Genomic DNA, 26,323 nt, shown 5'->3' with positions numbered 1-26,323 from the left:
GCCCCGGAGGCGCGCAGGCGCCGATCGGATTGGTCGGAGGTGGGTTCAGGCGATGATGTCGGGGGTAAGCTGGTCTTCGATCCGCGCGATCTCGTCTTTCAGGGCCAGCTTTTGCTTTTTCAGCCGCACAAGGCGCAGCTGATCGGAATGTACGGCCTGCGTGAGCGCCAGGATCGCCTCGTCCAGATCGCGGTGTTCGCGGCGCAGCACTTCCAGTTTTACCCGCAGCACTTCTTCATGATCCATCTCGAGATGGGCGTTCATATCCGTATCGTCCGGTTCTGGTTGCGCAAAATATCATCCGCCCGACTCGGCCTCGGCCGTCAGGTGGGAGGGTCAATATAACAGGTTTCGAACGGGTTAGGAGAAAATTTGCCGTCAGCGTAAATGGTCGGCGGGGTCTTGCAGGGGGCTTCCACGCCGCCCATATTTGACCAGTGGGCTGCCGAAGATCGGGGCCCGAACTTGCAACGTCGCTTGATCAAGGGCTTGCCGAATGACGAAACTGAGTTTTGGCGCACATCCCTACCTGCTGGGCTTCGACCAGCTGGAACGGCTGGTGGAACGCACCGCCAAGGGATCGGATGCCTATCCGCCATATAATATCGAACAACGCGGCGAGGATGCGTTCCGCATCACGCTCGCAGTGGCAGGCTTCCGCGAGGAAGACCTCGCGATCACGCTCGAAGACCGGGCACTCGTGATCCGCGGCCGTCAGAGCGAAGAGGACAGCGAACGCCTGTTCCTACATCGCGGGATCGCCGCACGGGCCTTTCAGCGCAGCTTCGTGCTCGCCGAAGGGGTCGAGGTCGCAGCCGCCACGATCGAGAACGGTCTACTACATGTCGATCTGAACCGGGCCCCGCCCGAGACGATCGTGCAGACCATCCCGATCGAGCGGAAATGAACAGGCAGGAAAGGAAACGCGCAATGAATACGGAATATGATTTCGGCGATAATGCCGAGCATCCCATCGTCTATGTCCGCGAAGTCGCGGTCGTCGATCTGCCCGAGGAAATCCGGGCCGAGCTGGACGATGTCGAACACCTCTATGCGGTGCATGACAGCGATGGCGAGCGGCTCGCGCTGGTGAAGGACCGCAAGCTGGCCTTCTCGCTCGCACGGCAGAACGATCTGGACCCGGTCTCGGTCCATTGATCGGCTGAAAGGACGCGAAAGGCGCCCGGGGATTACCCTCGCGGCGCCTTTTTCATTTCCAGATGCGAGATCGCGAAAGAGGCGGCGACGCATCCGGTGAACAGGTACAGCCCCCAAGCCGTCTCGAGCCGCCCGACGCCCACGCCCTTCGCCACCACGATATAGATCGCGATCAGGAAGATATCGGCCATCGCCAGCTTACCTAAGACGTTCAGCGCGGGCAGCAGGCGCGCGGAGGCGAGATCGAACTGAATCAGCGCGACGCCGATCACCTTCAGATAGGGGGCAAAGAGGGCGAGGAAGCTGACGAGCAGGGCGAGGAACACATCCGTCCGCCACAACGTCTGCAACCCACTGAGCACCGAGATTTCCTCCAGCCCGAAGAAGGGCAACAGCCCCGCGCGCAGAAGCGGCGCGGCCCAGGCGAGGGGGAAGAGAAGCAAGAGCGCCAGATTGGCGTATTTCAGCATCGGCCGGCGCTCACCCCTAGGGGCGCTCAGACCCCGTTACGACTTGGATTCTTTCTTCGCGATCGGCACCACATTGGGCTGCGGGCCGTCTTCGATTTCGTAGCCCAGCAGGGGCAGGATGTCACGCAGGTCGCGCTCCAGCAGGCTGAACTCGGCACTGACCTCGCGCTCTTCGGTCTCGACATCGGTCAGCCATTCGCGCAGCTCCGAGCAGGTCCGGCGGGCGACAGAAATCTGATCGCTCAGGGTCTCGGCCTCTTGCTGGCGCTGTTCGAGGAAGGCGCGGGCGCGTTTGACTTTCTCGGCGGAATAGACCTCAGCGAGATCGCGAGATTGCAGGCTCATCTGTGCGGCCAGTTCCAGAAGTTCGGGCTCCAGCCCGCCCAGATCGGGATGCTGGCGCAGATGGGTGATCCGCTCGCGAACGGCGTCGAATTCGCCCGAGAGCGCGAAGACGCCCGCTCGGTCGGAGTCGTGGGCGCTGCGATAGGCGCGGGCCACGTCATCCATGCCGACATGAAAGCGGCGGTGGCTGCCTTCGAGCTTGGACACGCGCGAACAGGAGGGCAGATAGAGCAACAGGATCAGCGCCAGCAAGGCCGCGCCCACCTGCAGCCAGACACCGAAATCGGGCAGGGCGGTTTCGCCGAATTGCGCCTCTAGGCTGAGCCACGGCATCAAGCCGAGCGAGGCGGCTGCGACCGCGCCGATGGCGGCGAGTGCGGTGACTGCGACAGTGACGGTGAGTGTTTGGCCAATTGCCGCGTTGAAACGGTCTAGATTGGCGCTTCCTACCTGTTCGGTTTGCATGATGTGACCTCCCCGCGGTTCCCATATTGAAGATAGCGGCCAGTTCCGGTCCGAGATTGAGTCTCGTTGGCGGATCAAGCACTTGGGGAGAATGCGCGGAAATTCGCTTGGTTCCGCAGCCTGTGTGTTAACGAAGCGTTTCGATCGGCCCTTCGGCGCGTCCGTGGATGAATTGCTGGACGTAAGGGTCTGAAGTTTCGTCCATTTCCGCGATCGGGCCTTCCCAGCGAATTTTGCCCGCATGAAGCATCGCAACGCGGTCGGCAATCGCCCGGACCGAGGACATGTCATGGGTGATCGTCATCGCGGTCGCGCCCATCTCGGTCACGATCTCGCGGATCAGCTCGTTGATGACGCCCGCCATGATCGGGTCGAGCCCGGTCGTGGGTTCGTCGAAGAAGATGATCTCGGGCTCTGCGGCAATGGCGCGGGCAAGCCCCACGCGTTTCTGCATCCCGCCAGACAGTTCCGCCGGATACAGGTCCGCCACATCGGGCGACAGACCCACCCGGCGCAGCTTCTCCACCGCGATCTCGCGCGCCTCCGCCTTGGGTCGTTTCAGCGCGCCGCGCAGCAGGCGGAACGCCACGTTCTCCCAGACCGAGAAGCTGTCGAACAGCGCGCCGCCCTGAAACAGCATCCCGAAGCGGGCGAGGAACGCGTCGCGCTCGCCCTCGTGGACATCGATCCCGTCGAGGGTAATCTTGCCGCCATCGGGCTCGATCAGCCCGAGGATGCATTTCAGCAGCACCGATTTGCCGGTGCCCGAGCCGCCGATGATGACGGTGGATTGCCCCGTCGGCACCACCAGATCGACGCCGCGCAGGACGTGTTTCGATCCGAAACTCCGGGTTATGGCGTCGAGGGTGATCATGCCGAGAAGAAGGCCTCCGTCAGCACGTAATTCGCCGCGAGGATCGCGACCGAGGCGGCGACCACCGCCGATTTCGTGGCCCGGCCCACGCCTTGCGCGCCGCGGCCCGAATTCATCCCGTGATAGCAGCCCATCGTCGCCACGATGAAGCCGAAGGCCGCGCCCTTCACGAGGCCCGATCCCACGTCCCAGAACTCGAGGAAATCCCATGTGTTCTTGAGATAGGTGGCCGAGTTGAAGCCGAGGCGGTTCACGCCGACCATCCAGCCGCCCATGATCCCGATCACGTCGCCCACGCCGACCAGCATCGGCACGCAAAGCGTCGCGGCCAGCACGCGCGGCACGGTGAGATATTTCATCGGATTGGTCGAGAGCGTGGTGAGCGCGTCGATCTGCTCGGTCACTTTCATCGTGCCGATCTCGGCGGCGATACTCGACGCGACGCGTGCCGCCACCATCAACCCGCCCAGAACCGGGCCCAGCTCGCGCACCATGCCGATTGCGGTGATCGAGGGCACGACCTGTTCGGCCGAGAAGCGCGCGCCGCCCGCGTAGATCTGCAGCGCCAGCGCCGCCCCGGTGAACAGCGCGGTCATTCCCACGACCGGCAGCGACAGCCAGCCGATATTGAGGCATGCAAGCCAGAATTCCCGCAGGTAGAAGGGCGGGCGGAGCAGGTGGCTCAGCGTCTCGCCGACAAAGAGCGACAGACGCCCCGTCGCCGCCATCAGCGCGAGCGTGGCCCGCCCGAGCGCGGCCAGCGGTCGGCTGAGCGCCGCTGCATTCATGCGGTGGGCTCCGCGTAATTCCGGGCGTAGCGGGGACCGAGCGAGGTCAGGATCTCATAGCCGATCGTGCCTGCCAGATCGGCCAGCGTATCGACGCCCTGATGCGCGCCAAGCAGATCGAGCGTCTCGGGCACCGTATCGAGATCGGTCACATCCACCGTCAGTAAGTCCATCGAGACGCGGCCCCGCAGCGGACAGGGCGTGTCGCCTGCGTAAAGCGCGGTGATGTTCGATAGCACGCGGTGGATACCGTCGGCATAGCCCGCCGAGAGCGTCGCGATCTTCGTCTCGCGTTCGGCGGTCCAGGTGTTGCCGTAGCCCACGGTCTCGCCGGGTTGGACAACGCGGGTCTGGATCACCGGCAGCGACAGGGTCGCCACGTGGCGCGCGGCCTCGAAGGGGCGCCCGCCGTAGAGGCCAATGCCGGGCCGCGTCACGTCGAAATGATAGTCCGGGCCTAGCAGAATGCCGCCCGTCGCCGCGAGCGAGCGGCTCAGCCCCATCCCGTCGGTCATCCGTTTGAACTCGGCCAGCTGCTTGGCGTTCATCTCGTGATCGGGCTCGTCGGAACAGGCGAGGTGGCTCATCACCAGCTCGATACCGCGCTCCATCAGCTGCGGGGCGGTGGCCTGCCACTCGGCCGCCTCCATCCCGAGCCGGTTCATCCCGGTATCGAGCTGCACGCCCACGGGGCTGTCGGGGATCGCTTGCAGATGCCGCTGCGCCTGTTCGGCGGAGTTCAGCATCGGGATCAGCCGTGCGTCGCGCAGGAAGCCCGCATCGCCCGCCATATGACCGCCGAGGATAAAGATCCGCGCGTCCTCGCCCAGATGCGGGCGCAGCCTTGCGCCTTCCTCGGCCAGCGCGACGAAGAAGTCCCGCGCACCCGCCTGATACAAAGCCGGGGCCACGCGCTCAGCGCCCAAGCCGTAGCTGTCGGCTTTCACCACCGCCGCGGTGCGCGTCGCCGCGCCCGATTGCGCATCGAGAGCGCGCCAATTGCTGACCACTGCGTCGAGGTCGATATGAAGATTTGCCTGTGCCATGGCCCCTTTTTCTGCGCACACGGCCTCAGGTCAAGGGCAATCCGCGCAAGGCGCGCGCATGGCTGCGTTTCAGGGAAAGCTGCGCCCGTCTTCCAGCCGCGCAAGGATGGCCTCCGGCCCGCCCTGATGCGCCTCCCAGATCAGCACCGCGCAGGCGGCCTCGGCGTAAAGCCCGTTGTCGCGCCCGGCCTGCGGCGCCCAGTCGAAAGGCGAGCTGGGCAGGTCGGCGCGCGGCAGCGCCTGACAGCGCTCGATGCCCGAGCCCGGCCCGAGATAGCGAGGATCGTTCGAGACCAGCACCGAGAGCCCCTCGTCGAACCACGCGGGCATCCGACCGCGCACCTGACCCAACACGCCCAGCCGGGCATGGGTCTCGGTATGGGTCAGCTCATGAGCGAGGATCGTCTCGGTCAGTCCGCGCGGGGCCACGCGCACGACGGCCCAAGCCCCGAGCGAATAGGTCACTGCCGCCGCACCCCGTCCGCCAAGGCGGCGGTCGCAGGCATCGCTCGTGCAGGCGAGAATACGGGTATGGGCTTCGCGCGTCGGATAGAATTGGCCGACGGTGTCGCGCGCCGCATCGACCGTCTCGACCAGAACGCGCCGCTCTGCGCGGCTCATCTCATGTTCGACGAAAATACCCGGCGCGGCCCGGTCCATCCCGAAACAGCGCGGGCACAGCCCCGCCGCCAGCACCGGGTAGAACCACAACAGCGCGAGCAGACCCAAAAGCCCACCCGCCAGAAGTGCCAACACTGAGACCCGGATGACGCGCCACATGCTCTCAAGATGGCGCAAGCGGCGTCTTTGACCAAGCGTCAGTCGCGCGGGCGGAGAATTTGTCGCAGAGCGCCGTGCAGCGTCTGCACCTCCGAGCGCGTCATCGCGAAACGTGTCCACATGTTGCGCAGGTTGCGCTTCATCATCGGCGCCTTCGCGGGCGGGTGGAAGAAGCCTGCCTCCTCGAGCCGCTGCTCGAAGTGATCGCCCAGCTTCTCGACCTCGACCGCGCTCGCCGGATCATGGCCCGCAAGCCCCGGATCGACCGGCACCGAGTCGAGCGTGTGGCGCGAATATTCATAGGCCGACAGCAGAACCGCCTGCGCGAGGTTGAGCGAGAAGAATTCCGGGTTCACCGGCACGGTGATGATCGCATTGGCGCGCAGGATGTCGTCATTTTCCAGCCCGGTGCGCTCGGGCCCGAACAGCACACCGACCTTCTGACCTGCAACGATGCGTTTGCGCGCCTCCTCCATCGCCGCCTCGGGCGTGTAGATCGGTTTGGGCAGCTCGCGGCCCCGCGCGGTGGTCGCGAAGACGTAATCGCAATCGGCCACCGCCTCGGCCACGCTGTCATAGACACCCGCGAAATCGAGCACCTGACCGGCCGCGCCCGAGGCCATCGCCACCGCTTTGGGGTTGGGCCAGCCGTCGCGCGGTTCCACCAGCCGCATCTTGCGCAGCGAGAAGTTCAGCATCGCGCGCGCTGCCGCCCCGATATTCTCGCCCATCTGCGGACGCACGAGGATGAAGGCGGGCTGGGCGGGATTGGGAATTTCGGGCGTGTTGGGCATGGGCGGTCCTTTCGCGCCTCTCCTAGTCGCGCAAGCTGGCACTGGCAAGGCCGCGCCGCTTGCGTTAATAGGCGGCCAAGACCCGCAAAGGAGCCTGCCCATGGCCGAAGACCGCCCGCAGATTTACCTGATCACGCCGCCCGCTTTCGACGCCGAGGAATTCGCGCCGAAACTGGCCTCGGTGCTCGATGCGCATGACATCGCCTGCATCCGCCTGTCGCTGGCCAGTCGCGACGAATACGAGATCGGTCGGATCGCCGATGCGATGCGCGAAGTGGCCCATGCCCGCGACGTGGCGCTGGTCATCGAATCCCATGTGGCCCTCGTCGAACGCCACGGGCTCGACGGGGTGCATTTCACCGATGGCGCGAAGCAGATCCGCTACGGCCGCAAGGAGCTGGGTGACGATGCGATCGTCGGAAGCTACTGTGGCAATTCCCGCCATGAGGGGATGAACGCGGGCGAGGCTGGGGCCGACTATGTCTGCTTCGGTCCGATCGGCGAGACCAATCTCGGCACCGCCGAACCCGCCGAACATGAGCTGTTCGCATGGTGGTCGGAAGTGATCGAAGTGCCGGTGGTGGCCGAGGGTGCGCTGACCGAAGAATTGGTCACGAAATTCGCCCCCGTCACCGACTGGTTCGCCTTCGGAGACGAGGTCTGGCGCGAGGACGACCCGGCCGCAGCTCTGGGACGGTTCATCAAGGCGATGTCGTGATGCCCGATTGGCTCGGCGATAGCGATGGCCCGATGGGCGATCATGGGGCCTTCATGGACAGTGAGCTGCAGGTGCCGCGCGCCGATCTAGCCTCCCATATCCGCCAGCTTCCGGGCGAGCGGCTGCTGATTGGGCTGGTCGGCGGCCCCGGCGCGGGCAAGTCGCATCTTGCGCATGAGCTGGCCGAGGCGCTCGGAGAGCAATCGGCCATCGTCGCGATGGACGGCTTTCACCGCGACAACGACTGGCTCGACGCGCGCGGCCTGCGTAACGTGAAGGGCGCGCCGGAAACCTTTGACACAGAAGGGTTTTCGCAGCTTCTCGCACGACTGAAATCGAGCCGTCAGGACGAGCCGGTGCCGACCTTCGACCGTGATCTGGACGCCACCGTCCCGGGCGGCGCAAGCGTGCCGGGATCGGCGAAATATCTGATCGTCGAAGGCAATTACCTGCTGCTGACGCGGCCCGGTTGGAGCGATCTCTACCCGCTCTTCGATCTCACGATCCGCATCGACCTGCCAGAAGAGGTGCTGCGCGAGCGGCTGACCCAACGCTGGCGCGATCAGGGCTGCGATCTGGCCGAGACGCGCCGCCGCGTCGAGGAAAACGACCTGCCCAATGGCCGCACCATCACGCGCGAGAGCCGCGCCGCCGATCTGGTCGTGCGCGACTGAGCTTCGTGCCTCAACGTACGGAAATTCTGAGGTAAATCCCGTCCTTTCCGCGCACCGTCAGATGCGCGACGGGGACCGGTTCGCGGCCCTCGACAGCCTCGAACCGAAACGCCCGTAGCAGCATTGCCAGCACAAGCGGCCCTTCCGCCATCGCGAAGCCTGCGCCGGGGCAGACCCGCGCGCCGGAGGAGAACGGGATATAGGCGCGGCGCTGGCAGGCCTTGCCGTTCTCGGTCTCCCAGCGGCTCGGGTCGAACCCGTCGGGATTGTCCCAGAACCGCTCGTGGCGATGCAGGTGCCAAGGTGAGATCACCACCTGACTGCCCGGTTTGACGTCGCGCTTGCGGAACGTCTCAGGGCAGGTCGTCTCGCGCACGAACATCGGCACGGGCGGGTAAAGCCGCATCGCCTCGCGGAAGGTCGCGCGGTTTAGCTTCAGCTTGGAAAGCACGGAAAAGTCTAGGTTTTCCGACAGCGCGGTCTCGGCTTCGTCGGCCAGCCGATCCTGCCATTCGGGATGCGTCGCCAGCAGATAGAGCGCCCATGCCAACGCCGAGGCGGAGGTCTCGTGGCCCGCGAGAAAGAAGATCGCGACCTGATCGACCATCTCGGCGGTGTCGAAGGTCTCGCCGGTCTCGGGATCGGCGGTGGTCATGATCTTGGTCGCCAGATCGTCGGGCGCGGTGCCGGCAGCGATCCGGGAGGCGCGCTCTGTCGTCAGCCGCTCGATCAGCGCGCGGATATGGGCCGCGGTGCGCTTCGTCTCGCGCGCATGAAACCGCGGAAACCAGCGCGGCAGCGGCAGCAGCGCACCGAGATTGACCACTGGAGAGGCGCGCTGATGACGCTTGAAAGCGGCGAACACGGCGCTGGCGGTCGCATTCTCGATCGGGATCGAGAACAGGGTGCGAAAGATGATATCGGCGGCGACGTGAGAGGTTTCCGTTTCAATATCAATCGGTTCTGCGTCGGTCTTTACATTCATTCGTTCGACGCAAGCCTCGCCCGCCGCCCACATTGCCGGGAAAGTCTCGCGCAGTTTGCCGCCCTCGAAGGCCGGGTCGATGATCCGGCGCTGGCGCTGCCACTGAGCACCATTGGTGATGAAGACACTCTCGCGCAGAAGCGGTTTCAGCCCCTCGCGGACGCGGTCGGATTTCGGGAAATCCATCGGGCATTTGTTGAGCACGAGATCGACCAGATCGGGGTCGTTGCACATATAGGAGCGGAAGAAAGGCGTGCGGAACTCGGCCATCCACGCGCGATAAAGCCGCGCGGGCTGAGCCGAGAGGATGTCGGATTTGAACAGCCGGAAATAGCGCCAGAGCGAGACGCGATCCGGGCGCGGGGTCGGTTTCGGGGGCAGGCGGGACGGCTGGCTCATGTGACGCTCGTGAACCGGTTCGCGGGCGTCGTGATCCGGCTTTTCGACGGGGCGCGGCCGTGGAAGCGTTCGGCCTGTGTCAGCGGCCCGGCGGTGAGGCGGAAATAGTCGTAATCTCCGGGCCGGTCGAAGGCGCACAGATACTGGAAATGCAGCCGGAAGAAGCGCCAGCGGAGGGTGCGCCAGCGCTCGGGGCTCAGCGTCTGGGTGAAGGCGGCGGAGATCACCAGCGGGTGGATCTGGCCCTCTGGTGCCACGCCCGAGACCGCAACCGGATCGCAGAGCGCGAAGGCACAGCCATCGCCCGGCGCGGTGACGTCGAGCCAGAACAGCTCGGACCGCGTGGAGAGGTAGGCGAGATCGGCGCGCAGCCGTGTGGCTTTGGGCAGGTAGCTCACCATCGGGACGACCTGACCGAGCGAGAGGAAGGCGAGCGCTGGGGGCGCTGCCCCCCGGCCTGACGGCCTCCCCCCGGGATATTTTTGCCAAGAGGAAGGGGGGAGGCGGTTCTCGCGGATCAGGTCGGCGAGGATCGAGACGGCGAGATGGGCGCCCGAGGAATGGCCGACGATCAGCACCTCGTCCCAGTCCTCGCGCATCGCCTCTTCGATGCGGGCGGCGAACTCGGCCATGCGCGCTTCGAGTTCCGGCGGGTTCGCGCCGCCCCAGCGGGCCGTGAAGGCATAGTCATGCATCAGGTAATAGGCGAAGAGCTTGCCGTCCTTCGTCCGGAACCAGCGCAGGGTCAGGGTGAGGATCGCGGCGCCGAGGATGAGGCCCGCGAGCCAATCGAGCGGGAAGCCGGGCAGCAGGGCCAAGGCGAGTGCGGCCGCAGCCCAACCGATACCGATCCCGACCAGCGCCTGCACGATCAGCGCCACGATCGGGTAGAGTGCGGCGATCACCGGGCCTTTGCGCAGGCGCATCAGCCGGAAGAGCGCGCCGGAGGTGATATAGGCCCAGGCCGTGCGGACCAGTTGCGCGTAGGTGGCGGGGATCGATTTGCCCATGGATGAGCGCACAATATCGGACCAGACCAGCACCTCGACATCGGCTTCGACGTCGGTGCCGTCCTGGGTGGAGGTGACGTGCCAGCCATAGGGGCCGCCTGCGCGTTTTGGGGCCAGCGCGATCTCGTAGCCGGAGATGCGGGCCTGCTCTGCACCTTCCTTGCGGTAGAGCTCGCGGTAGCGGCGGGGATGAATCGGGTCGTAGCCGGGGATGTAGAACACCCGGCGCCTGTGCACCCGCGCTAGAGACCCGCTTGTCATTCACTGCCCTTCCTCGAGGGCAGATTAGCGGCCCTGCGCGGCGAAAGTAAGGAAAATCAGTGCTCTGCGCGCGACCAGCGCAGCTGGTTCGCCTCGATCGCAGCGATGCGCTTTTCGGTCTTGGGGTGGGTCAGCAACCATGCGGGCGTGGTCTGGCCCGCGTTTTTCGTCAGCGCGTCGAGCTTGTGGAACAGCGTGACCTGCGGCTCGGTGCCGAAGCCCGCCTTGATCATCAGCGCGGAGGCGAATTCATCGGCCTCGAACTCGTCGCGCTGGCTGAGGCGAGCGGCGAGTGCTGCGGTGATCAGATTGGCGATCCACGGGCCGATGAAGGGGATGAAGCGGCCAAGCACCGTCATCAGCACGGCGCGCAGGGCGTTCTGGCCTGAGAAGTCGATCATGCGGCGGCGCGAATGGCCCAAGGCGACATGGCCCAGCTCATGCGCGATCACCGAAGTCAGTTCCTCCGGGGACACTTCGCCGGCGCGATATTTGCGCATGAAACCTTCGGTGATGAAGACGCGGCCATCGGGGGCGGCGAGGCCGTTCACCGGCTCGATCTGGTAGACATGGACCGGGATTTCCGAGACCTCGAGCGCGGCGGCGAGCCGGTCGAGATAGGGCTCCAGCTTGCTGTCGCGCAACCGGCGCGAATTCCCGTTCAGCTGGCGTTTGAGTTGCCAGGTCGAGAAATGCCACATGGCGAAGCCGTAGAAGACCAGCAGCAGGATGGGGAGAAGGCGCAACAACATGGGATGGATATGGCGGCTCGCAGGCCCGTGATCAAGCGTCGTGATCAAGCGTCGGATTGGGGGCTTTCGGGGCGCGCTTGGCCGCATGCCACAGCCACCAGCCGAAGGCGAAGGCGGCAGCACCCGCGCCCAGCAGCCCCAGCGCGTTGCCCGCAAGCTCGGCGGCGGCGTCCAGATTGGCCCCGAAGGTGATGCCGAGGCCCACATAGGTCGTGACCCAGACCGCTTCGCCCGCGAGATCGGCCAGGGTGAAGCGGCGATGCGCGAAGCCGGACGCGCCGGCGGCGAGGTTCACCCAAGGCCCGAGCGCGGAGAACATCCAGCGGGTGAAGAACACTGTGACCGCGCCGCGCTTGCGCAGGGCGGCCATCGCTTTCGCGACCAGTGCACCGCGTTTCGTGTCGGGATGGGGCAGGAAGCGCTCGGCCCGGCGGCCCAGTTGGAAGCCCACCTGATCGCCGATCACCGCGCCGGTGAAGGCCGCGCCGCCGACGGTCGCGAGGTCGAGATCGCCCGAGGCCACGAAGGCGCCGCTTGCGATCATCATCAGCGAGGAGGGGGCCGGAATCGCGAGGCAGCTCAGGAAGGTCGTGAGACCGAGAAGCCACGGCCCGTAGAGCGGCACCTGTGCGAGCAGCCAATCTGAGAGGTCGGAGAAGCTCATTGCTGCGGCTGCGCCTCTTTGTCGGCGATGGTCTTGGGCAGGCCGAGCGAGAGTTTGCGGATCAGGTCCTGCAGCGGCTCGCCCTTGGCCTTTGCGATACGTTCCAGGGTCGGGCGGCCCGCGCCGACCAGCGCACGCCCATCCTTGATGCCGAGGATCGCGTCGACCTCCTCGATCTCCAGATGCCAGCTGCGCGCGATATAGCCCGGCGTCATCCATTCCTCGGGGCTTTGATGCAGATGGGCGGGGTCGGACCAGTAGATCGCGCGCGAGACGAACCTTGCGCCGAAGAACAACGACAGCGCGACCGCGAGGATGAAGCCCAGCGAGGCGATCTTGTGATGCCCCCAGAGGTAGCGCAGCCGGTTCATCCGAGCTCCTTCATCGCGGCGGTGATCCCCTCAAGCGTCAGCGGATGCATCCGGTTCTCGAAGATCTCGCGGATGATCTGGATCGACTGCGTGTAACTCCAGCCGCGTTCCGGGATCGGGTTGAGCCAGGTGTGATCGGGCCATTGCTCGCGCGCGCGGGTCAGCCAGACATGGCCCGCCTCGTCGTTCCAATGCTCGTTCGCGCCGCCGCGATGGGTGATCTCATAGGGGGACATCGAGGCATCGCCCACGAAAATGCATTTGTAATCGGGGCCATAGCGGTGGAGCACGTCCCAGGTCGGCGTCGCCTCGTTCCAGCGACGCTTGTTCGATTTCCAGACGCCCTCATAGAGGCAATTGTGGAAATACCAGTGCTCGAGATGTTTGAACTCGGACTTGGCCGCCGAGAACAGCTCTTCGACCAGTTGCACATGGGCGTCCATCGAACCGCCGACATCGAGGAAAAGAACCACCTTCACCGCGTTATGTCGCTCGGGGCGGGTTTTGACGTCGATATAGCCGGCTTCGGCCGAGGCGCGGATCGTGCCGGGCAGGTCGAGTTCCTCGTTCGCGCCGTGCCGCGCCCATTGGCGCAGGCGTTTCAGCGCCACCTTGATGTTGCGCGTGCCCAGTTCCACCGTGTCGTCGAAATCGCGGAACTCGCGCTTGTCCCAGACCTTCACGGCGCGCTGGTGGCGGCTTTCCTTCTGGCCGATGCGGACGCCTTCGGGGTTGTAGCCGTAAGCGCCGAAGGGCGAGGTGCCTCCCGTTCCGATCCATTTATTGCCGCCCTGATGGCGGCCTTTCTGCTCCTCGAGCCGCTTTTTCAGCGTCTCCATCAGGTTGTCGAACCCGCCAAGCGCCTCGATCTGCTCTTTTTCCTCGTCGGTGAGGTGTTTCTCCAGCTGTTTGCGCAGCCATTCCTCGGGCAGATCGACGGCTTCGAGCACATCGTCCGGCGTGATCGCCTCCAGCCCCGAAAAGGCCTCGGAGAACGCCCGGTCGAAGCGGTCGAGGAAGCGCTCGTCCTTCACCATCGCGGCGCGGGCGAAATAGTAGAAACCGTCGATGTCGTAGGTGCACAGGCCAGCGGCCAGCCCTTCGAGGAAGCTCAGATATTCGCGCAGAGAGACGGGGACACCGCCGCGCCGAAGAGCATCGAAGAATGGCAGGAACATCGCCGCCCTCCGATTATGCCCAGATGCGGTTGATGATCACGGTGACGAAGAGGCCCACCAGCGCCAGCCCGATCGCATGGACGGCGGCATATTGCGCCCGGTCGAGCTTGTTGCCGCCGCGTTTGCGGGCCTTCCAGTCGCCCCAGATCAGCCCGATCACGACACCTGCCAGAACATACATGCTGCGCCCCCTTACGGTCTTGGTCCGGGCGCGCCCGGTCCGCCTTTTGCGGTCAGTTCACGCGAGCGCCCGCATTGGCGAGGGCCGCCACCTCATCCGCGCGGCGTTTCACCGCCGCGTCAGAGCCAAAGCCATAGCGCGCCCATTGCTGCATGTCGAGACGGGCCTGATGTTCCTTCGTCGCGTCACCCAGTTGGCCATAGGCTTCGGCGCGGATCATGTAGAGCGTGGCCATCAGCGAGGCGTTCTCGCTCGACACATCCGAGGCCAGCGCGCGGTTCACCAGCGACACTGCCTCCTGCGCGCGACCCGTGCCAAGCGCGTAGGCCGCAAGCTGCATGTCGATATGTGCGGCCTGAATTTCCGCGCCCGGTGTCGCGCGATAGATCCGGCCCGCTTTCGTATAGGCCTCGACCGCTTTCTCGGGGTCGGTCTTCATGGTCAGGCGTCCGACCGCGAACCACGCGAAGGCGGCGCGGCTGTCATGCCAGCCCCGGCTGGTGGCGATCTTCGTGGCGCGTTCGGCGGCGGCGCGGCGGCGCTTGTCGCTCGCCCCTTGGCCGAGCGCGGTGGTGATCGCTTTCACATAGGCGCGCGGCGTCGGATCGGCGGGCAGGGCGCGCATCGAACCGCCCGACGGGTGGATCTTCGACAGGATCGCGGGCAGGGCCGCACGCACTTCGTCGGAGCTCATGCCGGTATGCAGCGCCGGATCGTAGTAGGCGCGCAGGATCGTCATGTCGAACTTGGTCAGCACGGTGTGGAAATTGTCGTCGTTCCAGACCGTGTCGGGCAGGCGGTAGAGATCGTTCACCGGCCCCAGCGCTTGGCTGAGCTCTTCGTGCAGGCAGTCGCGGATTTCCTGCGGGGTGGAGTCGGCGGGGATGAACACGGTGGCGGATTGGCGCTGCGTCAGCTTGGCCCAATCGCTGGCCTCGTCGCCATGCGAATTGCGGTAATCCGTCCAGCTCTCGACGTTCGGCACCACGAAACAGGCGACGTTGGGAACCTCTTGGCGCATCTGTCGTTTGGGTACGAATTGCACAGAGATCGTGTTGGCATTGCCCGGCTCGGTCGAGACGTTCAGCCCCGCCTCGCTCTGCAGTCGGTGGACCAGATGGCCAAGCTCGGTCTGCGCCACGGGCGGCGCGTTGCCTGCGAGCGTGATCGAGACCGGGCCTTCGAACCGGGTGAAGCGCGGCAGGGCGCGCCCGGATTCGAGGAAGAAGCTGAGCTCCATGAAGTCGGCGCCCAGATGGCTGTTATCGGGGAGCCGCTCAGACGGGGGACCGTTCTTCAGCCCCGGGGCCAGATCGGGCGCGGACAGATCGAGCAGTTGGGCCGTGCCGCGGGCGGTCGTCACTTCGGGGCTGTTGGTCGAACAGGCGGCGAGGGCGCCCGCGATGATCAGCGCAGCAAGCGTGCCCGCCCGCGCCGCAGCACGTCCGGGGGACGCGCCTTTCAGCAGGCCTGTGCGCGGTGCCGTCCCGAGGCGCGTCGGCGCCGGGGAGGCCGCGCTGAGCGGTTTGAATGCTAAGCGCATGGCAGCGTGTGATCCCTGTTCGTTGCCGCAAAGGTACACATACGGGTTTAAGCCCGACCAGTAAATCTTTGCCTTATAATTGGAATTTTGAGCCTGCGCGCCCTGAAGCGGCGACATCCCGCCGGTTTGTTGCACAGCCAAGGCTGCAAAGCGCTGAACGAGACGGTTTCTGTGCGTGGGCGCTCGGATTGATCACGGATTCGCGAATCGCGCCGTGATGATCGCCATTGTCGCGGAGCCGCGGACGATTTGTGGCCGGTTTCGCAACAATTGCCGCTGGAAAGGCCGCAACTCCGGGCTGGAAGAAACGCGATGCGCAAAATGCGAAACGCCCGGAGCGAGCCCCGGGCGTTCGACTGTCTTCGTGGGTCGGATCAGGCGCGGCGACGGCGCCCGCCACGACGCCCACCGGCGGAGGAGGTCGCAGCGGCGGCAGAGGCTTCGGCGAAGCTGAGACCGCCTTCTTTCATCGCGTCGAGCGTCTTCGACAGGCGGATCCACTCCATCCCGTTCGGGTCGTGGTTCATCAGCAGGTTGGCGGCGCGGATCGCCTCCATCTCCTGATTGCGCACCGGGTTCATGATGGCCGAGGTCATGCCAGCGCCGATCGCCATCGGCAGATAGGCCCCGTTGATCCCGTGGCGGTTCGGCAGGCCGAAGGAGATGTTCGACGCGCCGCAGGTGGTGTTCACGCCCAGCTCGTCGCGCAGGCGGTTGACCAGCGTGAAGACCTGACGGCCCGCGGAGGCCATCGCGCCCACCGGCATCACCAGCGGATCGACGACGATGTCATGCGCGGGGATGCCGAAATCGGCGGCGCGCTCGACGATCTTCTTGGCCACGGCGAAGCGCACGTCGGGATCTTCGGAAATCCCGGTGTCGTCGTTCGAGATCGCGACGACCGGCACGTTGTATTTCTTGACCAGCGGCAGAACCAGTTCCAGACGCTCTTCCTCGCCGGTGACCGAGTTCAGCAGCGGACGGCCTTCGGCGGCTTCCAGACCCGCCTCGAGCGCGGCCGGGACCGAGCTGTCGATGCACAGCGGCACATCGATCACGCCCTGCACGCAGTTGATCAGGTCGCGCATCAGCGAGGGTTCGACGAAGTTGTTATCCGCATAGCGCGGGTCTTCGGCCATCTTGTTCGAGAACACCGCACCCGAATTGATGTCCAGAACCGTGGCGCCGCAGGCGACCTGCTCGAGCGCGTCTTTCTCGACGGTCGAGAAATCGCCCTGCTCGAGCTCGGCTGCCAACTTCTTGCGGCCGGTGGGGTTGATCCGCTCACCGATGACGCAGAAGGGCTCGTCAAAGCCGATCACGACGGTTTTGGTTTTGGACTCAAGGACGGTGCGGGTCATTCATGGCCTCTCTGTTCGGCGATCCAATTGGCTGTCGCGGTGATACCGCCCAGCGGGAAGAAATGCACGGCTTCGATATTCGACGGGCAATCGGCGGCCAGATCGGCCAGCAATTCGGTCGGCTCGAAGGGCATGAGCAGCTTGGTCACGTCGCGGGCGCGCTTTTGCAGCACTTTCAGCGAGGGGCCGACGCCGCAGGCGATGGCGAATTTCAGGAGCGTCTGCAGCTTCGCGGGGCCCGCGATGCCGAGATGGACCGGCATTTCGATGCCGTTGGCCTCCAGACGCTTGGCCCAGTCGCGGATCGGACCGGCCTCGAAGGCGAATTGCGTGGCGATCGCCATATCCGCATCGGTGCGGTTCGCGAAATCCTGCTTCAGCTTCAGCGCGGCCATCACCTCGGCCTCGCCGCCTTTGGGGTCGATGTCGCGGTTGCCCTCGGGGTGGCCGGCGACGTGCAGACGGGCGAAGCCGTCGAACGCGCCGGTTTCGATCATCTGCATCGCGCAGTGGAACTCGCCCTTCGGCTCGGCCACGCCGCCGCCCAGCAGCAGCGCCTGCTCGACGCCTGCCTCGCCGCGATAGCGCGCGACCCAGTCGTTGAGCTGCGCCTCGTCGCGGATGATGCGCGCGGGGAAATGCGGCATCGGCTCGAATCCCTCTTCGCGCAGACGCTTGGCGGTGGCGAGCATCTCCTCGATCGGGGTGCCGTCGATATGGGCGATATAAACGCGGGAGCCCTTCGCGAACAAAGGCGCGAAGCTTTCCACCTTGGCGGCGGTGCGCGGCATGACCTCGACCGAGGCGCCTTCCAGCAGAGCCACCATCTTGCCGTTGACCGGCGGGCGGGCCGGTTTCGCAGCCTCGCGGCGGAAATTCACAAGAGCCATGCGCCTATTCTCCCTTACGCGTCGGGCTGGGTATTCCAGCCGTCATTGGCAATCAACGCACGCAACCGCGCGTCGTCATAGTCAGAGAGAATACGCGCCAGCACGGCCTCGGCCGCCTCGGCATCGTCGCCGGGCTCTTCACCCGAAGCCACCTTGCGCCACTCGGCCAGATAGGCGTCGCTGTCGCGGGCGCCGATCTTCATGGCCGCGCGGTCGATCGCCTGCTCGAACCGTTCGGGCAGCGGTTTCTTGACGCCACGCCGTCCCTTGCCCGCAATGATCTGGGCCGGGATGTCGCGCCAATAGACCAAGGTGATCTGTGCCATGCGAATCTCTCCTCGTATGCGCAGAATTGCCCGAAACCGAAGCGGGACAGGGTGGATTTTCGACATTCCGTCGCGGCTGAGCGACGTGCCAGTGACTGTGGGGCAGGTGATAGCAGCCGGGCAGGGGGCTGGGCCACCTCTGTGCATCGGAATAATCCGTGCCAAGATCATGAGCGCCGCTCAAGCTGCCTGCGGCACAAACGCCGCGCGGCGATCTGGCACATTCTGTGACGCGCCGCACTGTCTACATCCTCCGGGCAACCCGAAAACAGGCCGCCCCTCTGCGGCGCGGCCAAGTCAGAGAGATGATCCGAGATGACCAAGACCTCCATTCTGATCGCGGCGCTGTTCACCGCGCTCCCCTTCGCCGCTCAGGCAGAGACCCCCGGCGAGCAGTTCATGTCCACTTGGGATCTCGATGGCGATGGCACCGCGACGCTGGCCGAGCTGGAGCAGATGCGCTCGGATGTCTTCGCGTCTTTCGATGCCAATGAAGACGGCAAGCTCGACGCCGAGGAACACGCGGTCTTCGACGAGGCGCGCGCCAATGACGTGGCGGGCTACGAGGGCCAGCAGCGCGCGCAGATGCAGAAGATGGCAGATGGCATGACGATGGCCGCGACCGATGCCGATGGCGACAAGCTGGTGACGCTGGACGAGTTCCAGACCAGCACGGCCAAGTGGTTCGCCCAGCTCGACAAGAATGCCGATGGTGGGATCACCATCGACGATTTCGCGCGCAAGCCCGCACAGTAATGCCCGTAGAGTAATCACAGCGCCACGACGCCCGGTCGCCCTGCGGTCGGGCGATCAGGTGCTGGTGGCGGTGATCCGGGGCAGGAACTCTGCACGGTTCTTGGAGACCTCCTCGGCGATGAAGCGCATCGCGGCACGGACGCGGGCGATCTCGTGCAGGTCTTCATGGGTCACCAGCCAGAAGGTGCGGCGGATCTCGATCTCGTCGGGCAGGATCGGCACCAGCTTCGTCGAATGGCGGGCGAGGAAGTCGGGCAGCACCGCGATCCCGCGTCCGGCCTCCGCGACATGCTTATGCGCGAAGAGGTTGGTCGAGGACAGGCGCGGCGTGTGATCGCCCAGCGTGACCGACAGGTAATCCAGCTCCGGCGTGTAGATCAGCTCGGGGATATAGCCGACCAGCGGGTGCTTCAGCAGATCCTCCTTGCGGTTGATCCCCGGATTGCGGGCGAGGTAATCGGGGGACGCATAGAAATGCAGCGTGTATTCGGTGAGCTTGCGTGACACGAGCCGCCCCTTTTCGGGCCGCGACAGGGTGATCGCGATATCCGCCTCGCGCTTTGATAGCGAGAAGAGGCGCGGTGTGGCGACCAGCTGCGCCTCCAGTTCGGGATTGGCCTTGATGAATTCCGCCAGACGCGGCGCGAGGAAGAACGCGCCGAAGGCATCGGGCGCGCCGATCCGCACCGTGCCGGATAGCGCATAGAGCGTGCCCGAGAGTTCATCCTGCACGCGCGCCGCGACATTCTCGATCTGCTCGGCCTTCGCCAGAAGCCGCTCGCCATGTTCCGAGAGCGCATAGCCGCGCGGGCTGCGCTCGAACAATTGTGCGCCAAGCTGGGTCTCCAGAGATTTGACCCGACGTGATACAGTGGCATGATCGGTGCCCATCGCACGGGCTGCGACGGTCAGGCGACCGGCCCGGGCCACCGAGAGAAAGAATCGGAGATCGTCCCAATCGAAGCTCATTGACGGTCCTTTTTGCGGCCCCGCGTCGCAAAAGCGGGTAATATGGGCATTTTCGCACATGCGTTTGGCAATACGTGGCATGGTCGCGTGTATTTTCCCACCTAGCCTTTTGCACATGGCCGGTTTCTGCCTAAGGTGCATGCACTGACGGGAAATTTATCGGGTCATCGGGAACCGCGACGGCGCAAGCACTTGAATGTTCGTCCGTTTCCACGCTGAATTCACTGGCGGCCGCGTTGAGGAGCAGGGTCGGCCGCATGAGGAGAAAAACAAGATCGTAATCCGGTGGGGACCGAAAATGCGTCCCGTCGGTGTGCTCTCATGGCGCCGCGCGCCGGGGAGCCAAATATATCAACCAATGGGAGGAATGTTGATGAAATCAGCTATTTACGCAGGTGTGAGTGCCGCAGCGCTGAGCATCGCCGCAGGCGGCGCGATGGCGCAGGACGCGATCTCGAACGGCTCCGTGAAAATCGGTGTGCTGGGCGATATGTCCGGCGTCTATTCGACCGGTTTCTCGGGTAAGGGCGCGGTCGACGCGGTCAAGATGGCCGTGCGCGACTTCGGCGGCGAAGTTCTCGGCAAGCCGATCGAAGTGATCTCGGCCGACCACCAGAACAAGGCGGATGTCGGTTCGGCCACCGCACGCGAGTGGATCGACCAAGAGCATGTCGACATGATCGCCGACCTGACCAACTCGGCCGTGGCGCTTGCCGTTCAGCAGCTCGCCTCCGAGAAGAAGACCATCACCTTCGCCACCGGTGCTGCCACCGCGGCCCTGACCGGCGAGAACTGCTCGAAATACGGTATCCACTACGGCTACGACACCCACGCGCTGCCGGTCGGCACCGCGACGGCCGTTGTGAAGAATGGCGGCGACAGCTGGTACTTCATCACCGCCGACTACGCCTTCGGTCACGCGCTGCAGGACAACACGTCCTCGGTCGTGGAAGATCTGGGCGGTTCGGTCGTGGGCAGCTCGGACGTGCCACTGGCAACCACGGACTTCTCCTCCTACCTGCTGCAGGCGCAAAGCTCGGGCGCGAAGGTGATCGGTCTCGCGAATGCGGGTCAGGACACCGTCAACGCCATCAAGCAGGCGCATGAATTCGGCATCGTCGCAGGCGGCCAGCAGCTCGCTGGTATGCTCGTGCTGATCTCGGACGTGAAGTCGCTCGGCACCGACGTCGCCAAGGGCCTCCAGTTCACCAGCGGTTGGTACTGGAACATGGATGACGAGAGCCGGAAGTGGAAAGCGGAGTACGAGAAGTTCTCGGGCGGCGAAGCGCCGACCTTCGTGCACGCAGCCGACTACTCGCTGACCATGGCCTATCTCGAGGCGATCAAGGCGGCTGGCACCGACGACGCCGACAAGGTGCGTGAGCAGCTTGGCAAGATGAAGATCGACGACTTCTTCGCCAAGGGCGGCACCATCCGTTCCGACGGCCTGCTTGAGCACGACATGTACCTGCTCAAGGTGAAAGACGGCGGCGAAGATCCGTGGGATGTGGCCGACGTGGCACGCACGATTCCGGGCAACGAGGCCTATGCCTCGCTCGAAGCGGGCGGCTGCAAGCTGGTCAACAAGTGATCTGAACAAATCCTTGGCGCAGGGCGGCATTGCGACCGCCCTGCGCCTGCGTATCAGTCCGAAAGCGAGACCATGAGCGACGATATCATTCTCGAGGCCAAGAACCTGACCAAGAGTTTCGGCGGCTTCGTGGCCGTCAATGACGTGAACCTGCGCATCAAGCGCGGCGCGATCCACGCGATCATCGGCCCGAACGGCGCGGGTAAGACGACGATGTTCAACCTGCTGACGAAATTCATCACGCCCACATCGGGCAAGATCCTCTTCAACGACCGCGATATCACCAATCGCAAACCCGCGGAGATCGCCAATATGGGCATCGTGCGGTCGTTCCAGATTTCCGCCGTGTTCCCGCACCTGACGGCGCTGGAGAACGTGCGCCTCGCGCTGCAGCGCTCGCTGGGCGTGAGCTACCAGTTCTGGCGCTCCAAATCGGTGCTGCACGATCTCGACGCGAAAGCGGTGGCGGCGCTCGATCAGGTGGGTCTGAAGGAGTTCGCCCATCTCAAGGCGGTGGAACTGCCCTACGGGCGCAAACGCGCGCTGGAGATTGCGACGACGCTGGGGCTGGAGCCGGAACTCATGCTGCTCGACGAGCCGACCCAGGGCATGGGCACCGAGGACGTGGGCGCCGTGACCGAGCTGATCGGCCGTGTCCGCGAGGGGCGCACCATCGTCATGGTGGAGCATAACCTCGGCGTCGTGGCCGAACTAGCCGACACGATCACCGTGCTCGCGCGCGGCGAAGTTCTGGCCGAAGGGCCCTATTCCGAAGTGTCGAAGAATCCGGCTGTCATGGAGGCCTATATGGGCGTCTCCGCCGACGAGCAGGAGGAGGTCGCATGAGCACCGAAACGATGATCAAACCGATGCTCAAGATCGAGAACCTGCATGCATGGTATGGCGAGAGCCACGTCCTGCACGGGATCAATCTTGAACTGGGCGAGGGGCAGCTGATTACCCTTCTGGGCCGCAACGGCGCGGGTCGTTCGACCACGCTGCGCTCGATCATGGGCATGGTCGATCGCCGCGAAGGCTCGATCAAGATCAATGGCGAGGAGTTCCTGACGAAACCCACGCACAAGATCTCGCCCGATGCGCGGATCGGCTATTGCCCCGAGGAGCGCGGCATTTTCGCCTCGCTCAATGTCGAGGAAAACCTGATGCTTCCGCCGAGCGTGGGCGAGGGCGGCATGTCGGTGGAGGAACTCTTCGAGATGTTCCCGAACCTCGCCAATGTCCGCAAGCGGATGGGCACGCGGCTTTCGGGCGGCGAACAGCAGATGCTGGCCATCGCGCGCATCCTGCGCACCGGCTCGCGACTGCTGCTCCTTGACGAGATCACCGAGGGTCTTGCGCCCGTGATCGTGAAAACGCTGGGCCGCGTGATCCGCGACCTGAAATCGCGCGGCTATACGATCGTTCTGGTGGAGCAGAACTTCCGCTTTGCCGCCCCGCTCGCCGACCGCCATTACGTCATCGAACATGGCGAGGTGATCGACGTGATCGAAGCCGATCAGGTCGAAGCCTCGATGGACCGGCTGAACCATTACCTGAGCGTGTAACGAGAAACCGGGCCGGGCTCAGGCGCCCGAGACCCGACAGGGAGGACAACCCCGATGGATCCGATGATCCGACTTATTCTTGCCCAGGGGATGCTGGGCCTAAACAACGGCGTGTTCTACGCGATGCTGAGCCTCGGGCTCGCGGTTATCTTCGGCCTCTTGAACGTGGTCAACTTCGCGCATGGCGCGCTCTATATGCTCGGCGCGTTCCTTGCGCTGATCATGTATTCCTATGTCGGTCAGTGGATCGGCATGGCGGACCTGCATATCGGCTTCTGGCCGGCGCTGATCCTCGCGCCGATCCTGGTGGCGTGCTTCGGGATGCTGATCGAGCGCTTCTTGCTGCGCAGGCTCTATAAACTCGACCCGATCTACTCGCTGCTGCTGACCTTCGGGATCACGCTGGTGCTGCAGGGCCTGTTCATCAACTTCTTCAACGCGTCGGGCACGCCCTATCCGGGGATGCCGGAGAGCATGAAGGGCGTGACCAATCTCGGCTTCATGATGTTCCCGAAATACCGCCTCTTCGTGATCGTCTTCTCGATCGTGGTCTGTTTCGTGACCTGGTTCGTGATCGAGCGGACCCGGATCGGCGCACGGCTGCGCGCGGGCACCGAGAACCCCGAGCTGGTGAAAGCCTTCGGGATCAACGTGCCGCTGATGGTGATGCTGACCTTCGGCTTCGGCACCGGCCTTGCGGGTCTCGCCGGCGTGCTGGCGGCACCGATCTACTCGGTCAGCCCGCTGATGGGCGCGAACCTGATCATCGTGATCTTCGCGGTCGTCGTGATCGGCGGCATGGGCTCGATTGCGGGGGCAGTGATTACCGGCTTCTCTCTGGGGCTGATCGAGGGCGTGACCAAGGTCTTCTATGCGCCCGCTGCAAACACGGTGATCTTCCTGCTGATGGTGATCGTGCTTCTGGTGCGCCCGTCGGGCCTCTTCGGACGTCAAGGGTGAGGGTGAAGACATGAGCAATACGACAAGTACGACGAGCGAAATCGGCGAATTCGAACAGGACGACGTCAGCCCCGAGACCCATAAGCGCGGCCGCATGGTGCAGGCGGTGTTCTGGGTGGTGCTGCTGGGCTTCCTCGCAGTCGCCCCCTTCTTCCTCTACCCGGTCTTCGTGATGCAGCTGCTGTGCTTCGCGCTGTTCGCGGCCGCCTTCAACCTGCTGATCGGCTTCACCGGCCTTCTCAGCTTCGGTCATGCCGCCTTCTTCGGCGGCGCGGCCTATGTGGCGGGCCATGTGCTGAAGGTCTGGGGCTTTCCGCCGATCCTCGGCATCATCGCGGGCACGCTCGCGGCCGCTGCGATGGGCTGGGTCGTGGGCTCGCTCGCGATCCGGAGGCAGGGTATCTATTTCGCGATGATCACGCTGGCGCTCGCGCAGATCGTGTATTTCTTCGCGCTGCAAATGCCCTTCACCGGGGGCGAGGACGGCCTGCAGGGCATCCCGCGCGGCAACCTGCTGGGCATCTTCAACCTCAGCGATCCGATCACGATGTATTATTTCGTGGCGGCCGTCTTCATCGTCGGCTTCCTCGCGATCTACCGCATCGTGCATTCGCCCTTCGGTCAGGTTCTGCAGGCGATCCGCGAGAACGAGCCGCGCGCGCTGTCGCTGGGCTACAACGTGGACCGCTTCAAGCTGCTGGCCTTCGTGCTCTCGGCGGGTCTGGCGGGCCTTGCGGGCTCGACCAAGGCGCTGGTGTTCCAGTTCGCCTCGCTGACGGATGCGCATTGGCAGATGTCGGGCGAGGTGATCCTGATGACGCTCTTGGGCGGCATGGGCACGATCTTCGGCCCGGTCGTGGGCGCGTTCATCGTGGTCACGCTGCAGCACTTCCTGTCGGGCATCGGCTCGTGGGTGCAGGTCGTGATCGGCGGCACCTTCATCGCCTGCGTGCTGCTGTTCCGCCGCGGCATCGTCGGCGAGATCGCGCGTCTGCTGCGCATTTCGTCGCTGTAAAACCGGCGTGGCGGGGGCTCTGCCCCCGCGCGTCACGGCCCGCCGCTTGCGCGTCGGGCGTTCGGCGGGGCGTCCTTCCACTGGAAGGCCGCCTTTCCGCCTCACCCCCCCGGGATATTTACGCCAAGAGGAAGAGGGCGCTCAGGGTCTGGGCGCGCGCAGGGCGTGCGGGTTCACCGTCGCCCAGTCCGGCCAATATCCCAGCTTTTCAATGACAACGATCGCGATCACGGTAAGCGCCACGACGGCGACGATCTTCACCTGCGTCATAGACGGCGGGCGACGTGCCCACCGCGCCATGCGCAGCAGCCACGTGTAATTCACGAAGCATCCTCGGTGAAGCGCACCTTGCCGATGAAGGGCAGGTTGCGATTGCGCTGTGCGAAGTCGATGCCGTAGCCCACGACGAATTCGTCGGGGATCTCGAAGCCGGTCCAGGTGGCGCGCACATCGACCTCGCGCCGCGAGGGTTTGTCGAGCAGCGCACAGCATTCGATCCGGCCCGGTTTGCGGGCGCGCAGCATGCCCATGACGTGGTGCAGGGTGAAGCCGGTATCGACGATGTCCTCGACCACCAGCACGTCGCGGCCTTCGATCCCTGCGCGCAGGTCCTTGAGGATGCGCACCTCGCGCGAGCTGGTCATCGCGTCGCCGTAGCTCGACGCCTCGAGAAAATCGACCTCTACCGGCAGGTCGATCTCGCGCACCAGATCGGCGATGAACACGAAGGAGCCGCGCAAGAGCCCCACCACCACCAGCTTGTCGGTGCCCTTGAATGTCCGGGTGATCTCGGCGGCCAATTCCTCGACCCGGGCCGCGATCTGCTTGGCCGAAATCATCTGGTCGATCACATAGGGGCGCTGCGTCATGATGTCGGGCCTCGAAACGGGTTGTAGGGCTTGAACTCGGGCTTAGCTTTAGCGCATCAAGAGGCGCAAGAAAACGGGAGAGACATGCCTAAGCATCACGAGAACCGGGTCATGCCCTATAGCGCGCAACAGATCTACGATCTGGTGGCCGATGTGGGGAGCTATCCGAAATTCCTGCCGTGGAATTCGGCAGCCCGCGTGCGCTCGCGCGAGGAGCGCCCGGACGGCTCGATCCTGATGCTGGCCGATCTGGTGATCTCGTTCAAAGTGTTCCGCGAGAAGTTCGGCTCGCGCGTGGTGCTGCATCCCGAGGAGCACCATATCGAGACCGAATATCTCGACGGGCCGTTCAAATACATGCACAGCCATTGGCGCATGTCCGATCGCGACGACGGCTCCTGCGAGGTCGATTTCCACGTCGATTTCGAGTTCAAGAACGCGATCCTGCAGGGCGTGATCGGGGTCGTCTTCAACGAGGCGATGCAGCGGATCGTGCGCGCTTTCGAGAAGCGCGCCGAGGAGCTGTACGGGCCGAAGGGCTGAGGGCATCTCAGCTCAAGTGCCA

Annotated in this window: 33 protein-coding genes; 11 read left to right on the top strand and 22 right to left on the bottom strand. The window is 64.7% G+C overall.

Features of this window, described 5'->3' with window-relative positions; translation table 11 throughout:
- Window positions 1-45: 45 nt before the first annotated feature.
- On the bottom strand, window positions 46-264 hold the full coding sequence (locus BMI91_RS14210; protein ID WP_078520817.1) for a YdcH family protein: 219 nt from the start codon (window positions 262-264) through the stop codon (window positions 46-48).
- 232 nt (window positions 265-496) lie between these two features.
- Between BMI91_RS14210 and BMI91_RS14205 the strand changes: the two genes are divergently transcribed.
- Both BMI91_RS14205 and BMI91_RS14200 read left to right on the top strand, forming a co-directional pair.
- On the top strand, window positions 497-907 hold the full coding sequence (locus BMI91_RS14205; RefSeq protein WP_078540722.1) for an Hsp20 family protein: 411 nt from the start codon (window positions 497-499) through the stop codon (window positions 905-907).
- 23 nt (window positions 908-930) lie between these two features.
- The gene (locus BMI91_RS14200) at window positions 931-1,158 is read left to right on the top strand and encodes a DUF1150 family protein (RefSeq protein ID WP_078570989.1); all 228 of its coding nucleotides are present in this window, start codon (window positions 931-933) and stop codon (window positions 1,156-1,158) included.
- 32 nt (window positions 1,159-1,190) lie between these two features.
- On the opposite strand, the gene BMI91_RS14195 is transcribed toward BMI91_RS14200, so the two are convergent.
- The 7 genes from BMI91_RS14195 to BMI91_RS14165 form a co-directional block, all read right to left on the bottom strand.
- Window positions 1,191-1,628, bottom strand: a complete 438-nt coding sequence (locus BMI91_RS14195) for a paraquat-inducible protein A (RefSeq protein WP_078605523.1) — start codon at window positions 1,626-1,628, stop codon at window positions 1,191-1,193.
- A gap of 36 nt (window positions 1,629-1,664) precedes the next feature.
- Window positions 1,665-2,438: a DNA repair protein gene (locus tag BMI91_RS14190; protein WP_244176646.1), complete on the bottom strand. Its 774-nt coding sequence runs from the start codon at window positions 2,436-2,438 to the stop codon at window positions 1,665-1,667.
- 127 nt (window positions 2,439-2,565) lie between these two features.
- Complete coding sequence (locus BMI91_RS14185; protein ID WP_078570991.1) at window positions 2,566-3,312, bottom strand: ABC transporter ATP-binding protein; 747 nt, start codon at window positions 3,310-3,312, stop codon at window positions 2,566-2,568.
- A complete protein-coding gene (locus tag BMI91_RS14180) occupies window positions 3,309-4,100 on the bottom strand; it encodes an MlaE family ABC transporter permease (RefSeq protein WP_078520812.1) in 792 nt (263 codons plus the stop codon). Before BMI91_RS14180 ends, BMI91_RS14185 begins: the two co-directional genes overlap by 4 nt.
- A complete protein-coding gene (alr, locus tag BMI91_RS14175) occupies window positions 4,097-5,146 on the bottom strand; it encodes an alanine racemase (protein WP_078605522.1) in 1,050 nt (349 codons plus the stop codon). The genes BMI91_RS14180 and alr overlap by 4 nt, the downstream gene beginning before the upstream one ends.
- 69 nt (window positions 5,147-5,215) lie before the next feature.
- On the bottom strand, window positions 5,216-5,926 hold the full coding sequence (locus BMI91_RS14170; protein ID WP_078605521.1) for a hypothetical protein: 711 nt from the start codon (window positions 5,924-5,926) through the stop codon (window positions 5,216-5,218).
- A 38-nt stretch (window positions 5,927-5,964) separates the two neighbouring features.
- The gene (locus BMI91_RS14165) at window positions 5,965-6,720 is read right to left on the bottom strand and encodes an RNA methyltransferase (RefSeq protein ID WP_078605519.1); all 756 of its coding nucleotides are present in this window, start codon (window positions 6,718-6,720) and stop codon (window positions 5,965-5,967) included.
- Between the two features lie 100 nt (window positions 6,721-6,820).
- Here BMI91_RS14165 and BMI91_RS14160 point away from each other — a divergent pair, with 100 nt between their 5' ends.
- Complete coding sequence (locus tag BMI91_RS14160) at window positions 6,821-7,438, top strand: thiamine phosphate synthase (RefSeq protein WP_078520808.1); 618 nt, start codon at window positions 6,821-6,823, stop codon at window positions 7,436-7,438.
- A complete protein-coding gene (locus BMI91_RS14155) occupies window positions 7,438-8,112 on the top strand; it encodes a nucleoside/nucleotide kinase family protein (RefSeq protein WP_078605517.1) in 675 nt (224 codons plus the stop codon). The genes BMI91_RS14160 and BMI91_RS14155 overlap by 1 nt, the downstream gene beginning before the upstream one ends.
- Before the next feature lie 10 nt (window positions 8,113-8,122).
- Here the strand turns inward: BMI91_RS14155 and BMI91_RS14150 are convergent, their stop codons facing one another.
- The 11 genes from BMI91_RS14150 to BMI91_RS14110 form a co-directional block, all read right to left on the bottom strand.
- Window positions 8,123-9,496: a cytochrome P450 gene (locus tag BMI91_RS14150; protein WP_078605516.1), complete on the bottom strand. Its 1,374-nt coding sequence runs from the start codon at window positions 9,494-9,496 to the stop codon at window positions 8,123-8,125.
- Entirely contained in the window at window positions 9,493-10,767 is a 1,275-nt protein-coding gene (locus BMI91_RS14145) for a hypothetical protein (RefSeq protein WP_078605515.1), read from the bottom strand. The genes BMI91_RS14150 and BMI91_RS14145 overlap by 4 nt, the downstream gene beginning before the upstream one ends.
- Before the next feature lie 56 nt (window positions 10,768-10,823).
- Window positions 10,824-11,516, bottom strand: coding sequence for a M48 family metallopeptidase (locus BMI91_RS14140; RefSeq protein WP_078605778.1), 693 nt, complete (start codon window positions 11,514-11,516; stop codon window positions 10,824-10,826).
- 34 nt (window positions 11,517-11,550) lie between these two features.
- The gene (locus BMI91_RS14135; RefSeq protein WP_158522166.1) at window positions 11,551-12,183 is read right to left on the bottom strand and encodes a DedA family protein; all 633 of its coding nucleotides are present in this window, start codon (window positions 12,181-12,183) and stop codon (window positions 11,551-11,553) included.
- Window positions 12,180-12,554 (bottom strand): hypothetical protein, encoded by a 375-nt coding sequence (locus BMI91_RS20065; protein ID WP_078601337.1) that lies wholly within the window; start codon window positions 12,552-12,554, stop codon window positions 12,180-12,182. Before BMI91_RS20065 ends, BMI91_RS14135 begins: the two co-directional genes overlap by 4 nt.
- The gene (locus BMI91_RS14130) at window positions 12,551-13,732 is read right to left on the bottom strand and encodes a vWA domain-containing protein (RefSeq protein ID WP_078605511.1); all 1,182 of its coding nucleotides are present in this window, start codon (window positions 13,730-13,732) and stop codon (window positions 12,551-12,553) included. Before BMI91_RS14130 ends, BMI91_RS20065 begins: the two co-directional genes overlap by 4 nt.
- A 13-nt stretch (window positions 13,733-13,745) precedes the next feature.
- Window positions 13,746-13,913 (bottom strand): hypothetical protein, encoded by a 168-nt coding sequence (locus BMI91_RS20150; protein ID WP_165756950.1) that lies wholly within the window; start codon window positions 13,911-13,913, stop codon window positions 13,746-13,748.
- A 52-nt stretch (window positions 13,914-13,965) separates the two neighbouring features.
- Entirely contained in the window at window positions 13,966-15,456 is a 1,491-nt protein-coding gene (locus BMI91_RS14125) for a DUF2927 domain-containing protein (protein WP_078605509.1), read from the bottom strand.
- Between the two features lie 374 nt (window positions 15,457-15,830).
- Window positions 15,831-16,817 (bottom strand): methyltetrahydrofolate cobalamin methyltransferase, encoded by a 987-nt coding sequence (locus BMI91_RS14120; RefSeq protein ID WP_078520801.1) that lies wholly within the window; start codon window positions 16,815-16,817, stop codon window positions 15,831-15,833.
- Window positions 16,814-17,707: a methylenetetrahydrofolate reductase gene (locus BMI91_RS14115; protein WP_078605507.1), complete on the bottom strand. Its 894-nt coding sequence runs from the start codon at window positions 17,705-17,707 to the stop codon at window positions 16,814-16,816. Before BMI91_RS14115 ends, BMI91_RS14120 begins: the two co-directional genes overlap by 4 nt.
- A 14-nt stretch (window positions 17,708-17,721) precedes the next feature.
- A complete protein-coding gene (locus BMI91_RS14110) occupies window positions 17,722-18,033 on the bottom strand; it encodes a virulence factor (RefSeq protein WP_078520799.1) in 312 nt (103 codons plus the stop codon).
- Window positions 18,034-18,348: 315 nt separating this feature from the next.
- Between BMI91_RS14110 and BMI91_RS14105 the strand changes: the two genes are divergently transcribed.
- The gene (locus BMI91_RS14105) at window positions 18,349-18,789 is read left to right on the top strand and encodes an EF-hand domain-containing protein (protein ID WP_078605505.1); all 441 of its coding nucleotides are present in this window, start codon (window positions 18,349-18,351) and stop codon (window positions 18,787-18,789) included.
- 54 nt (window positions 18,790-18,843) lie between these two features.
- On the opposite strand, the gene BMI91_RS14100 is transcribed toward BMI91_RS14105, so the two are convergent.
- Window positions 18,844-19,758 (bottom strand): LysR family transcriptional regulator, encoded by a 915-nt coding sequence (locus tag BMI91_RS14100; protein WP_078520797.1) that lies wholly within the window; start codon window positions 19,756-19,758, stop codon window positions 18,844-18,846.
- Between the two features lie 373 nt (window positions 19,759-20,131).
- On the opposite strand from BMI91_RS14100, the gene BMI91_RS14095 reads away from it, so the two are divergent.
- From BMI91_RS14095 to BMI91_RS14075, 5 genes are all read left to right on the top strand, one after another.
- Complete coding sequence (locus BMI91_RS14095) at window positions 20,132-21,349, top strand: ABC transporter substrate-binding protein (RefSeq protein ID WP_078605503.1); 1,218 nt, start codon at window positions 20,132-20,134, stop codon at window positions 21,347-21,349.
- 72 nt (window positions 21,350-21,421) lie between these two features.
- Window positions 21,422-22,195, top strand: coding sequence for an ABC transporter ATP-binding protein (locus tag BMI91_RS14090; RefSeq protein ID WP_078540781.1), 774 nt, complete (start codon window positions 21,422-21,424; stop codon window positions 22,193-22,195).
- 11 nt (window positions 22,196-22,206) lie between these two features.
- Window positions 22,207-22,914: an ABC transporter ATP-binding protein gene (locus BMI91_RS14085; protein ID WP_198453301.1), complete on the top strand. Its 708-nt coding sequence runs from the start codon at window positions 22,207-22,209 to the stop codon at window positions 22,912-22,914.
- 54 nt (window positions 22,915-22,968) lie between these two features.
- Window positions 22,969-23,874 carry a branched-chain amino acid ABC transporter permease gene (locus BMI91_RS14080; RefSeq protein ID WP_078520793.1) on the top strand — a complete coding sequence of 302 codons (906 nt, stop codon included), beginning with the start codon at window positions 22,969-22,971 and terminating at the stop codon, window positions 23,872-23,874.
- 94 nt (window positions 23,875-23,968) lie between these two features.
- A complete protein-coding gene (locus BMI91_RS14075) occupies window positions 23,969-24,889 on the top strand; it encodes a branched-chain amino acid ABC transporter permease (protein ID WP_078521040.1) in 921 nt (306 codons plus the stop codon).
- Between the two features lie 141 nt (window positions 24,890-25,030).
- Here the strand turns inward: BMI91_RS14075 and BMI91_RS14070 are convergent, their stop codons facing one another.
- Both BMI91_RS14070 and hpt read right to left on the bottom strand, forming a co-directional pair.
- Complete coding sequence (locus BMI91_RS14070; RefSeq protein WP_078605501.1) at window positions 25,031-25,213, bottom strand: hypothetical protein; 183 nt, start codon at window positions 25,211-25,213, stop codon at window positions 25,031-25,033.
- The gene (gene hpt / locus BMI91_RS14065) at window positions 25,210-25,758 is read right to left on the bottom strand and encodes a hypoxanthine phosphoribosyltransferase (protein WP_078520791.1); all 549 of its coding nucleotides are present in this window, start codon (window positions 25,756-25,758) and stop codon (window positions 25,210-25,212) included. The genes BMI91_RS14070 and hpt overlap by 4 nt, the downstream gene beginning before the upstream one ends.
- Before the next feature lie 84 nt (window positions 25,759-25,842).
- Between hpt and BMI91_RS14060 the strand changes: the two genes are divergently transcribed.
- Window positions 25,843-26,301: a type II toxin-antitoxin system RatA family toxin gene (locus tag BMI91_RS14060; protein WP_078550191.1), complete on the top strand. Its 459-nt coding sequence runs from the start codon at window positions 25,843-25,845 to the stop codon at window positions 26,299-26,301.
- Window positions 26,302-26,323: the final 22 nt, after the last annotated feature.

It is taken from the genome of Thioclava sediminum (genome assembly GCF_002020355.1).
GTDB classification, from domain to species: Bacteria; Pseudomonadota; Alphaproteobacteria; order Rhodobacterales; family Rhodobacteraceae; genus Thioclava; species Thioclava sediminum.
Note: the sequence above shows the minus strand (reverse complement) of the source record. Positions and strands in the feature narration are given on the sequence as shown.